Consider the following 12,363-nt stretch of genomic DNA (forward strand, 5'->3'; position numbering starts at 1 on the left):
TTCCTGTTATGGCGATCGGATTGCTTTTTTTTGCTTCTGGTTTTTCATAATCGATAAATTCGCCTTAAGCTTAATTTTTAAGGTTTTTTGGATGGATATTACCAACCTCTGTCATATTGCCACCGTCCACCAGAATGTCCTAGCCAATGGTATATTCTGAGCATCAGATACAATGTCCCAGTATTAGTGTTCGGGTCATAGTCGTGAAAATGATGCCACACTTCAGTATTCGGGTCTCTAGGGGGCAATCCTTGATTTATTAACCACTGATCCGCTTCAGCAATATCATCTGCACTAGTGAGATTATATTGTATTCTTACAGAAGCCCGATAATATGTACCGGGATCTAACCCCCAACGGTTTCCCTCAATTGGTACGAATCTAGGTTGTCGGCTAAAACCGTAGCGATCTGGTGGCCTACGAAGTCTTCGCCCGTGAACGATATTGTCGGGATTTATACCAGGATACCGACGAAGAATTTTTCTTTTTCTTGCACGAGTGATGGGAGCATAATGCCCTGTATAACTATCACGCTTTGGTGGTCTTCGTTCATCACCACCACCACCAGAACCACTGCCAAAACCACCACTTGAACTAGTAGGAACACTACCTGAACCCGATGCACCACCTGAACTAGTAGGAACACTAGCTGTACCACCACTCGAACAACCACTCAGTGCAGTTCCTACTACTGCAACACTAGCTCCAATAGTAACTAAACCTTCACCAGCAGCTACTAGAGTTGACGCTATGATCGTATCTTTCACTATTTCTCCTGTTAAGGCGGCTAAGACAGGGGCAGCAGCACCAGCAGTTGCTATTGTTACAACACCTACAGCAACTACAGCCAAAGCAATCCCCAACCATCCCCACCAAGCTAACTGTCCATCGGGATCAACGTAGATAATAGGATTATTACCAGCGTATAAATAAGGACTCGCAAATTGACCCTTAGGATCAGTAGCATAAAACCGCCCCAACCTCGGATCATAAAATCGCGCTCGATAGTTATACAGTCCTAACTCAGCATCAAATTCCTGTCCCGTATAACGATAACTAATAAACTCAGGATTTCCATAAGCAGTCCCCATCAAATCCCCAAAAGGCAGATAATCAAAGGCAGCAATCACCGTTCCTGCTTCATCCACCACCACACGAGTCGAACCGAGATGATCCTTCAGTATCGTGTAAATTTTACCCTCTTTAACCAGTGCAACCAAACCCCCAAGACCATAGATATACTGGATAGGTTCGTTACTCACTTCCAACAGAGGATAATCATTCAAACCATGAACATATAGTTTCCCTGCGGTTTGATTTCCCGAACTATCCTGAGATGTTTTCAAAACTCGCTGATTTCCGCCGTTGTATTTAAAGAAAACTGATGTGTTTCCTTCAAGTTGTATCTGAGTAGTTAACTGAGTTAAAGGATCGTATTTAATCTCAGAAATCTGACGGTGAGAAGCACTTTTAACATTCCCATTCGCATCGTAACCATAGTTTTGCGGTTCACTACTATTACTAACCCTGTTTACTTTATCCGTATTCTCAATATATTTATACTGATTAGTGGTGTCCCCCTGTTTCAAGGTTTGAATATTGCCATTGATATCGTAAGTTGTCGGTTGACCGACTCCTAAACTTGCCTTTTCATCTTGACTATTTTGGGCAACTTTCAAGCGTCCTAACTGATCATACTGATATTGATAGTCATAATTTTGGGGTGGATTTTTCCATGTCCCATAATTAATGCTATTTTGGGCAATATTCCCGTTGTAATATCCTGAATCTTGATAACCATTTTCCGTATAAGCAAAAGATTGTTCCATCATTAGAGAATCATCTGCTTTCTTGTTATCAATGTGCGTTGGCCAACCAGGAGAATTATAGTTAAGACTGTTTTGTAATCCCCCATTATTGAGGGTTGTAGTTGCCAGACTACCATCAGCATTGTAACGATAAGTCGCAAACTGTTGAATATTTTCTGGTGTTCCTACCGCAATAGTTTCTCCCAAGCTGTTATAGCTGTAAACCACTTCAGGAATATTGCTATTATTGGGATAAATTACCTTGATGATATTGCCCAGATTATTGTATTCATAGCGAACCGTTTGCGCTGCATACCCCGTCACCGTCAGGGTTTTACTCGCTACATTACCCAACTCATCATAATCATAGATTTCTTCAACATCGCTGTTACCATCCCCTAGATTACTATTCAAAACCTGCCACAAACGACCTATTAAATGTGGATTTGAGCCATCCCCATCAAAAACATAGCGTTTACGCCAGTTCCCTTGTTCGGGATAATGGGGGTTACTATTCGCTTGGTTCTGTAAATCCGTTCCATCACCCCAGTCTCCAGATAACCAGCCTTCCTCAATTAAACGCCCGATAATATCATATTTTTTATAGCAGATTATCCGAGTTTCTAACCCCACCGCATCCACCATAAAACGAGGACGACCTGCGCGATCATAAATATACTTAGTTGTCCCTGAATCTGGGTTAGTTTGACTGATCATTTGTCCTAAGAAATCATATTCCATCGTGATTTCCCAAGCATCTGATTGAGAACCAGCAGGAGGATCAAAATGATTAGGAAGTAACGTTTTAACCACATTTCCTGCCGCATCATAAATACTGCGAGTGGTTTGATAAATATTACTTCCTGCTTCAATGGGGCCTGCTTTTTTCGCTAAAGTACGTCCTAATTGATCTTTTAGAGTATAAACAAGTGTTCCGTCAGCATCCGTTACCTTTTCTACTAAATATTGATGTGGTGGATAAGAATCTTCCGCAAAAAATCCTTGGAGATTCGTACCATATTCACTGGTAATAATATGGGTATTATTATTTCCAATAGCAAATGCTTTCCCTGGTATTCCTTGCTGAATGGGACGACTCAAGGGTGATGCTTCATACACTGTCCTGCTGTAAGGATAACCCTGATCATCGGGATAATGATCAGCGACTTCTCCTGTCAGTATGCCAGAGTCCCAATTAACAGTCTCAACAAATTTTTGCCGATAACCTAACAGAGTATTATCAAACCGCGCTGTTTTGGTACTAATAACACCACGACCTAAGCTATCATAAACCGTCTCTGTTACTAGACAGTTGCTTCCTTCTAATGCTTGGGTTTGCCGTTCTTTTCCCGCACCATCACTATAGGTAATACCAATTTGAGGATTTTTGAAAGTAACAATATTGGAAAAAGCAACTTTATCGGCTGTAAATAACGCTAACGCACCAGTAATGTTATTGGTGACGGTCTGAGCAAATATCTGTTGACCATCAGCATAGAAAAGCAGTACATTATTAGCAGCGACTAATAACCATTCATGGGCCATTAATCCTGTATTTGCTACTTGGGAAGATACACCATTAATGGTTAAAATCCAACCTTGATTTTGTGTCCATGTTACCGTTAATTGATTGCCGATACAAATACCTAACGGTTGTTTCGGTGTATCTGAAGCATGAACGGATAGCCTGACACCATAATTACTAAAAGATGTAGTAGATTGATAAGTAATATTGTCTGATGTATTTCCAGTGTGAACTAAAGCACCATTTTCTACCTGCCAATTATTAAGCTGGGAAGATTGCCAATCTTGTCGCCATTGTTCACCATTGATAAAGTTAGCATAAACACCTCCTTCTGTTGCACCAATACTGAGACTACTATTAGGTTTATCTTGAGGAAAGACATAATTTACACTATCAGTATCCTGTCGATTAAGATAGGAAGTCGTGAGAGCATTTACCGTTTCATTGAGTCCTATTTCTGCTACTTTTCTCTGGAAAGAATCATAAAAATGACGTGATGTATCGCCACTATTTCCCAGTTGTGCTGTCACCAGTTTATACTTAGTATCATAAACATTTGCTTGAAAACCACTGAGCAAAGGAGCAAAGCAAAGATCATCAATCAAGAAAAATTTAGAGACTTTTTGATTAGAGATTTCGATACCTAATTGTGTTTCCTGAATTTGACTCGGTTTAATCGCATAATGTAAATATTTCCAATCGTTATCAGTGGCTTCAATAGGTATAATAATTGGATTACTTACAGGGTTATTGCCATTATAAAATTGCAGTTTAACTTCAGCTTTACCCCCATCTGTCTCAAAACCTGCTTCTGTTTTAATCCAAGCTGAAACCAGATAAACTTGCTGAGTATTGGTTAAGCTTAGAGGTGTTTTTAAGTTGAGAGTAAGACTAGGCTTAAGTTGTAAACTAGACACCCCTGTATGAGCATCACCTTTAACAATTAAATCAGTTATATTCCGCTGATTTACACCCCAATTACTGAGATTTTCGTAATCTTCAAAACCAGTATAGTTTGCTTCTTTAAGACTAGCATTATCAAACTGAGCAACAGGATAAAATTGCTCTTTATCTGATAGAATTGAACTGTGAATTCCATTGACATCAATTGAATCTTGTGTTACTCCGTTTAAGGTACGAGAAATCACTTCTGAAGCCTTTAACCAATCTGTTAAATTTGGTTCAGTTTGATTGTCCCATTGTTCAAAAACAGCAGATTCATTCAGTCCTTGATAAGTTCTAAATAAACCCCATTTTCCGTCTCCCCAATCTTTCCAAGTCGAAACCGCGATCGCTGTTGTTTTCTCGTTAGTTTTGCTAACAGTTTGGACAACAGGAGTCAGGATATTTTGTTGTCTCAATTCCTCGTATTTTTCCCATCCATAGACAGAAGTTTGTGTCAGTGTTTCCTCTTCACCCAAACTATTGTAATTCTTAGTTGTCTGTGTCTTTAATAATCCTGTTGCTGAATCATATTCATATTCAACCTCTCGTTTAACTCCCACATTGGAAGCATTTCCATTAGAGTATATGCTACTAATTTCTTTGCTATAGAGAATACTTTCCTCCCGTTTTTGTTGAATATAGTACCCATATAGATTAACCTTACCTGACTCTCCTAATCGTTCTCTTTCTGTTACTATGTCATATTCCACGCTTTGGCGAGTTAGCTGATCCCCATTAGAATCATAGACTTTTTGTTGATACAGAGAACCGTGTAAAACACTGTAATAATAGGGAGGCATCCCTTTAAAATCTTTAAACCCTAAACCTTCTGCTGATAGTCCATTAAAGAAAAGATGTTCAGTCTTACCAAAAGGAGTTAATTTTGGATTATCACTACCTTTAATGACTGTAACCTGAGAATATTCAGTGACAATTCCTTGAACACTAATAGCTATTTTACTGGTGTCATAATCATAGCTAGTCTGACTTTCTTGATAACCATCATTGATACTAACTTTTACCGTAGGAAAATCAGTAACATTGCCTTTTATTGATTCATCAAAAACATAATAGAGAGTCAAATTAGAAGCTTTATCAAAATTATCTCCTTTGTAAGTAACAAAAGCATTAAATCCAGCCAACATGGTTCCAGATTTACCCTTACTGCTTTCGTTATCAACATAAATCCTTTCCTTCGAGAGAGATTCAGTATGAACAACCTTGCCATTTTTTAGCAACAATATCTGACTTTCTCCATCACTCGTTTCACAAGCAATATAAAAAGGAGCGCGGTTGATGATACTATTTGGTTTAATTTCTGATGGAATCGATTGTCGATCTTTATTCAGTTGTCCTTGATTATCTCGATAAAAAATACCATTTCCAATGGTGACAAAATTACCGCTAATAGTGGGTTCATATTCATTATTTGACCACGAATCTTGTAAATTAGCGTTTGTCCAGTTATCTCGGTAAGGATCATACTGTTTTATATCATTTGAATTAGCACTAACTGCGATCGCTAAATCTGAACCATAAGCAAACTTAGTCACTTTATTAGCAACTGTTAGACTTTCTTTTTTCCACTCACTGCCATTATATCGCCAGAGATGACCAGCATTTGCTAGTAAACTACCTGTCATTATTGAATAGTTAAAGTCTTTTGTCCCTTGAGGTACACTATAAGAATTACTTAAAGCTAAAGTTACGTTAAACTCAGCATCCCATTGGTAAACTCGAACTTCATAATCAATATCGCTACTCAACGTTTTAATAAAAGTCACTGTGGCTGAGTGATTGCTCAAACTCCAATTAAGGTAGGGATTACCTTTGTCATCTTTTTCAACTGGACTAATACTAGCAATCTTTTGATTATTCCATTGTTTGTAGATTTCATCTTGATAATATAATACTAAATCACATTTTTTAGAATCAGCATCATAGATGGCGATAGTGAAATAATTCCCTAAAGCCGCTAAAGCATAATTACCTTTACTAATACTGATATTTATATTTTTATCATTCCAACTCTTTGACTGCTGATTCCATACATAGAGACCTAAATTTGTACCACCAGAAGCACAGAAAAACACAAAATCATTACCAACAGCGAGATGAGTTTGAACATCATTTAAAGCTAAATCTAGAAAGTAATTTTTATAACTCCACTTGCCGAAACGTCCAATTTCTTGATGAAATAGATAAACGTTCATCAAAGCTCGATCTTTTTGCTTAAAGCTTAGGGCAAAGAAATCCGATTGAGTTACTATCTGTAAGCTATCAATATCCAGCTTAAAATTAAAACCTCCTGCACTGGGTTCGTCACTTATCCAATTACCATTCCAACTATAAACTTTGACATCTAAACTTCCTCGACTTTCATCATAATAAGCAACAACCACATAATCACCACCAAACCAAACACGAGGAATACCATAACCACTAATATTTTCTATATGGGATGTACCTACTAAATTTTTCTTTTCGTAATTAAAAGTCGCAATACCACCTGTGGCATAAGTAATATTTTTTAAAGCACCACGATGAATATTATCCGTTAGATCGTCTGACTTCGTGTAATACCCAAATTTATAACCAGGTAAAGACTCTTTATTAGCATTTTTCTGAGTTATTCCTGTTAGATAACGCTTGTAGAAATCTGCATTATTAAAATTATTCAAGGAAACATTCTTTACTTCGTAATCAAACTGAAGAGAAAATAATATTGAGTTTGATTCTTTATCTCTTAATTCAATAGAATCAAGAAATTTAGTTTCATACCTATCCTGATAAGCGTGAAGATTTGATTGTCCGCTATATTCATGGGGAATCTGATACTCCCTGACTTTTTCATCGTACTGCTTCAATTGATAAACAAAATTAACACTACGTCCATCTATTGCAGTAATTTGTTTTAAATAAGTGGCTCTAGTATATTGATAACCACTATTACCAATTAGTTCTAAATCAACATCATAGTTAAAAGTAACTTTTTCACCCCAAGTATTTTGGATTTCGGCTAAATTCCAAGCTAGTGCAATCGGTTCCTGTCCTGATGTATTGGTAGTGCTATCAATCCAGTTACCATTCCTACCGCCCCATTTTATACCCCATTGAATGTATCTGACTTTTCCCGTTAAGTCCAAAATCCAGCAATGCAAACTTCTAGAGGCTTTATCTGGCAAGGGTTTGAGTAATGATTCTCTTGACAGGAAAAAAATATTCTGAAGCCATCATCCCGCTTATCGTTCAAATTTCAAAAACAAAGGATGAAGGGAGTATGAGACTGTAAAATGGAGAAAATCTTAAAGGGCAGGTCAAAAAATGTTGGAATGGTGGACAAAAAACTTTGCCAGTTGTGAATTGGGAGACGAGAGGCTAAACAATCGTGCCTTCTCGATTGGGAAAAAGTTAAGTGAGGGGTTTGGAAAAGCCTTATCAGAAGTGTTTAAGGGAGGAAACGAGTTAAAGAGGGCCTATGAATTTTTGGGAATCCGAAAACAGACTTTGTCAAGATAATAGAGCCGCACTGTGAAATGACAACTGCCGCCGTAGAAGAATATAAGATAATGCTATCAGTCGGAGATACGACCTTCTTAGATTATCGCAATATCAAGGAAAAAAGGGAAGGGTATGGGCCGACTGGAAAAGGAGGGAATGGATTAATACTGCATAGTGCTTTAGCAATTGAGCCAGAAAAAGGACAAGTATTAGGTTTATTATGGCAAAAACTGTGGAATAGGGAGGTAAAAGAAAAGCCCCCAACAGATGAAACGGCGAAGCAGAAAAAAGAAAGAGGCACACAGAAAACGTAGTTAACCGAAGTTAAACAGAGTCAACTGCTTTATATTCGCTCCCCGATTGACCGATGGAGGCTTACGCTTCCTTGGTTCTAGGGTCTGGGACTTGCCTTTGTCCGTTTTCGCCTCCAATAATCAACTTCCTTGTGGTATCAATTACTGGAAACTTCCGAGTCCGTTCTAGCAATATTTCCTTTGTTTTTTAAAAAACAAGGAGGCGGGGAGTTCAAAATCCTCCATTCTTGCAGGATACCGTCGGCAACATTGGTATTTGAGTGCAATACGACCCCATTATCTCTGGTAAACTGCTCCCCAGAGCGAGCCTCTTTAAGAGTCTCGAACTGAGAATCGAGTTGTGACGTATCAACACTTGTCAATTCCAACAATCGCGCAACCTACGCGATTTGAAACTTAATAACGATTGTAGCAAAAAAAGGGGGGAATTCTCTTATCGACAAGATTCTTTTTGCTCCGATTAACCCCGTTATACTTCGTTATTCCATGATCAGGTGTGTTGACAGAAAGAACAAAGAAAAGCAGCTCGTCAAAGACCATTTGAGGAAAAAGAATCCTACAAATGGGTAGAGGCTCTAAACACCTGTGAGAAACAGGTAGAAAGTTCAACGAGGGTAATTCATGTATTTGACAGAGAAGGAGATGTTTCAGAAGTCTTTGACTCAGTGCGTCAACTCAAGCATACAGGAGTGCTGGTCAGAGCGTCTCATAATCGTAGTTTAGACAAAAATAGTGAACGACTTTGGCAACATTTGGAATCAGAACCGATTCGTTTTCATCAAGAAATCGAGATTCCGAGTACAGGAAAAAGAAAAGCACGGAAGGTTAAGCTTGCCGTCCGATTTTGCTCAGTTAATCTACGAACTCCCTATCGTTTTGATAATCGTGACCCGTTGAATGTCTATGCTGTTTATGCGACAGAAATCGATTGTCCCGAAGGCGAAACTCCTTTATCTTGGATGCTTCTGACTACAGAAGTTGTTGAGACTATTGAGATGGCTGTCACTATTCTTCGTTGGTACACCTACCGATGGCGGGTTGAAGAATTTCATAAAGTCCTTAAGTCTGGTTGTCAGAGTGAGCGTTATCGACTTGCCTCTGATGGAATGAAAACTCTTTTGGGTTTTTTAAGTGTCATTGCTGTTGAACTTTTACACGTTACTTATCTTCATCGTACCCAGCCCGATGCTCTCGCGATTGAAATTCTTAATCCTCTTCAACTTCAGGTGTTAAAAGCAGCCGCCTCTCAAAAACTTCCCCCTATTTTGACTGTTGCTTGGGCTGTCGAGTCTGTTGCTTTTCTTGGTGGTTATCTTGAACATCGTCGTAAAACTCCTCTCGGTATCCAAGTCCTTTGGCGCGGTTGGTTGAAGTTGCATGACCTTTGCCAAGGCTGGCAGCTTGCAATCCGCACTTAACGGGAAAAGTCAGATTGAATGTATGAGTTATTTTCTGGTAAATCGTCTTTTTTACCTCCATAAATCTGCTTTACCCCATTGGGTACATCCCGGATAAAGTAGTACATAGAATCTGGGGTAAAATGGAAAAAAACTGATGAGCGAAAAAAGTATGTTACCGATTCCCCCAGAAGAAAAAGCACTGTTAAAACAGCATCTCACCGAATCAGCCCGTATCCTGCGCAAATATACGGAACCAGAGAAACAGAAGGACTTTGGAAGCATCGAAGTAGAAGTCAGAACCCAGATGTTAGAAATTGTGGGGCCAACAATGGGGGAGTTTTTTTTTCAGAAGGGGGAAAAAAACGGTCTGGAAACAAGCGAAAAATCAAAACCCTAGTCGGAGAAGTGGAAATAAGCCAAAAACAAGCCAGAAAACTAAAGGTGTCGCCAAAAATCGTCTTAAGTCCAGGTTTAGAGAAATGCTGTCTAAGAGCCAGTGCGAAAACATCCTACCAACAAGCAGAAGAAGATATAGAGGAGTTGATGGGGATAAAAGTAGGACATAGCAGTTTACATCGCTTGGTAGAACGGACAGAACTGCCCTTAGCTCAAGCTCAGTCAGAGAGTGCGGGGGTCAGTATAGATGGGGGAAAGATTTGTCTGCGGGGCGAGGAGAAGGAAGGGGGACAGTGGCGAGATTATAAACTGGTGAGTCTTCATGGCAATGTCTGTGAAGCCTTTTTCCAAGACCCAGAGGGCTTAAAGAATTGGAGCAATGTTCAACCTTTGTCCCCAATAGTGACCTTTTTGGGAGATGGTCATCCCGCAATCTGGAATGCGGTAGAGAGTTTCGCCACTCAATCGTGGCTGATACGACGAGAGGTGTTGGATTGGTATCATCTCAAGGAGAATCTGTTCAAAGTGGGTGGCTCTCTCAAACGGCTAGAAGCAGTGGAGCATTTACTGTGGCGGGGTTTTGTGAACAAGGCAATAGATGCGTTTGATGGAGTCAAAAGCAAGAGGGCAAAGAATTTTCAAGCCTATTTGACGAAGCATTATCAGCGTATCCCTGATTACCAATACTATCAACAGCTTGGTATTGTGATTGGTTCTGGTGATGTGGAGTCTAAGATTAAACAGGTGGGAGCTAGGGTTAAATTGTCGGGAGCACGTTGGCATCTTCATAATGTTTCTCGTATTCTTCGGCTACGATGTGCTTATCTCAATCACTCTCCTCTTTTGAGTGTCAATGTATTATCTTAAGTGGGATGCACCCTACCCCATTCTCCTTGATAATCACCCATTTTTCGTCTTTTGGGTAATAACGAATATCCCAAGGTTTATAATCTTCAGTCTCAAAATTCCAGGATTCTATGGTTACTCTGTCTGAGGCTAAATTAACTCCATCCTGACGCAGCCGACTAGCTCCTCCGCCAGAAACAAGGTAATATTGATCATCGTAGCTAGAGCCAGTATTTTTGTTGTCTATAGCAATCATCTCATAAGGCATATTCCACCCTAACCCCAAAATACCTGTTGGGGCCTCTAAATTCCATGTGTCCACCAGGTTTTGGATATTACTCTGGTACATGATGGCAATTTTGACATCTAAATCACCCCTCCCTGGTAACGAGATCAACTCCAAGGGCAAATTTACATCGCCTCGAAAGAGATTGACGCTGTTGGAGATATTCCCAATTCCTCCCCCGTCCATCTGAAAGGTGCGAATAGCTGGTATATTGGCTAAATTGCTAGGAGTTTGCCCATTTGAGATTACTTGATTTGACATAAGACTCTCGGTTTGTGGAAATTGTTTAAGCCATATTGAGTGTTTACCAGCGACTCAATCTTGCAGAATTTGTGAATAAGTAAATTTATTGGAAATGATTATAACACAAGATGTTACAAATCTAAGCTTTTCCGTTTTTTTTAATTTGAGTGATCGCCTACCATCCCTAAACCAGAGCCGCCGTAATCGCTGTCGCATTCTATGGGGACTCATCATCTTAGTAATACCCGCCAACTCAGACGAATTTCTCACAATATGGTAAATCCCATTCCCACTCACAGGAGCGAGGGGCAATCTTGTTTCCATTTTTATTTGCTAAACTGGCAATGCTCACAACACCCACTTAACCACAATGTCCTCCACTAGCCCACAACAACAACTCCTACAAGCGATCGGCAATCTTAGTGATCAACAAATCCCAATTGTCCTGCAATTTATCTCCTCCCTAGAAACCGAAGTTAACAATTATCCAACCAAACCTCAAACAGTTTTAGAGAGAATGGGAGGATATCCAAAATTTTTACTAGAGGGGACAGGAAATTTGTCAGATAGAGATGTACGCAAAAAATTGATCGCTGACAAAATCCAAGCAAGACATCAAGCGAGACATCATGAATAACTATCCCCAGATTTTAATTGATACTGGAATTCTTGTTGCCTTCTATGACCGTAAAGATGAATATCATCAACAGTCTCTTAGTTTTTTTAGTAACTGTACCAGCCAACTCATCACAACCATTGCCTGCGTTACAGAAGTAATGTGGTTACTCGCTCCAAATACAAAAGTTCAAAATGAATTTCTATCTGCTTTATCGAAAAGAGCATTCCTATGTGAGCATTTGCTTCCCTCAGACTATCAAAGAATTCAAGAACTTAATAGTACTTACCAAGATCTGCCCGCAGATTTTACCGATTTATCACTCATTGCTATTTCTGAAAGATTAAACATCTCGGCGATCGCAACTTTAGACAAAGACTTCAATATTTATCGACGCTATCGCAAACAACCCTTTGATCGCTTATTCTTGTCATAGCTCGACAATCATTTTCTGATAGAGTGAGCGGCGATCGCTGGTTTGTG

7 protein-coding genes and 2 pseudogenes are annotated in these 12,363 nt (G+C 39.4%); 7 read left to right on the plus strand and 2 right to left on the minus strand.

Going from position 1 to position 12,363, the window contains the following annotated elements; genetic code table 11:
• Nucleotides 1-98: 98 nt before the first annotated feature.
• A complete protein-coding gene (locus tag KA717_16065; GenBank protein UXE63921.1) occupies nt 99-7,463 on the minus strand; it encodes an RHS repeat-associated core domain-containing protein in 7,365 nt (2,454 codons plus the stop codon).
• Nucleotides 7,464-7,602: 139 nt separating this feature from the next.
• On the opposite strand from KA717_16065, the gene KA717_16070 reads away from it, so the two are divergent.
• From KA717_16070 to KA717_16090, 5 genes and pseudogenes are all read left to right on the plus strand, one after another.
• Nucleotides 7,603-7,797: a transposase gene (locus KA717_16070; GenBank protein ID UXE63922.1), complete on the plus strand. Its 195-nt coding sequence runs from the start codon at nt 7,603-7,605 to the stop codon at nt 7,795-7,797.
• A 17-nt stretch (nt 7,798-7,814) separates the two neighbouring features.
• Nucleotides 7,815-8,075, plus strand: a pseudogene (locus KA717_16075) (IS4 family transposase).
• A gap of 521 nt (nt 8,076-8,596) precedes the next feature.
• Nucleotides 8,597-9,511 (plus strand): annotated as a pseudogene (locus KA717_16080) (IS4 family transposase).
• 136 nt (nt 9,512-9,647) lie between these two features.
• The gene (locus KA717_16085) at nt 9,648-9,890 is read left to right on the plus strand and encodes a hypothetical protein (protein ID UXE63923.1); all 243 of its coding nucleotides are present in this window, start codon (nt 9,648-9,650) and stop codon (nt 9,888-9,890) included.
• Nucleotides 9,878-10,756 (plus strand): ISKra4 family transposase, encoded by an 879-nt coding sequence (locus KA717_16090; GenBank protein ID UXE64684.1) that lies wholly within the window; start codon nt 9,878-9,880, stop codon nt 10,754-10,756. Before KA717_16085 ends, KA717_16090 begins: the two co-directional genes overlap by 13 nt.
• Here the strand turns inward: KA717_16090 and KA717_16095 are convergent.
• Nucleotides 10,740-11,282 (minus strand): hypothetical protein, encoded by a 543-nt coding sequence (locus KA717_16095; protein ID UXE63924.1) that lies wholly within the window; start codon nt 11,280-11,282, stop codon nt 10,740-10,742. The genes KA717_16090 and KA717_16095 overlap by 17 nt on opposite strands.
• A gap of 352 nt (nt 11,283-11,634) precedes the next feature.
• On the opposite strand from KA717_16095, the gene KA717_16100 reads away from it, so the two are divergent.
• Together KA717_16100 and KA717_16105 are read left to right on the plus strand one after the other, a co-directional pair.
• Nucleotides 11,635-11,901 (plus strand): hypothetical protein, encoded by a 267-nt coding sequence (locus KA717_16100; protein ID UXE63925.1) that lies wholly within the window; start codon nt 11,635-11,637, stop codon nt 11,899-11,901.
• Nucleotides 11,894-12,316: a PIN domain-containing protein gene (locus KA717_16105; GenBank protein ID UXE63926.1), complete on the plus strand. Its 423-nt coding sequence runs from the start codon at nt 11,894-11,896 to the stop codon at nt 12,314-12,316. The genes KA717_16100 and KA717_16105 overlap by 8 nt, the downstream gene beginning before the upstream one ends.
• Nucleotides 12,317-12,363: the final 47 nt, after the last annotated feature.

The sequence above is a fragment of the Woronichinia naegeliana WA131 genome (assembly GCA_025370055.1).
In the GTDB taxonomy this organism is placed as follows: domain Bacteria; phylum Cyanobacteriota; class Cyanobacteriia; order Cyanobacteriales; family Microcystaceae; genus Woronichinia; species Woronichinia naegeliana.

Coding starts and splice junctions, on each gene's coding strand:
- KA717_16085 (UXE63923.1), top strand. CDS start 9,648: ATGAGCGAAAAAAGTATGTTACCGATTCCCCCAGAAGAAAAAGCACTG.
- KA717_16070 (UXE63922.1), top strand. CDS start 7,603: ATGTTGGAATGGTGGACAAAAAACTTTGCCAGTTGTGAATTGGGAGAC.
- KA717_16095 (UXE63924.1), bottom strand. CDS start 11,282: ATGTCAAATCAAGTAATCTCAAATGGGCAAACTCCTAGCAATTTAGCC.
- KA717_16105 (UXE63926.1), top strand. CDS start 11,894: ATGAATAACTATCCCCAGATTTTAATTGATACTGGAATTCTTGTTGCC.
- KA717_16100 (UXE63925.1), top strand. CDS start 11,635: ATGTCCTCCACTAGCCCACAACAACAACTCCTACAAGCGATCGGCAAT.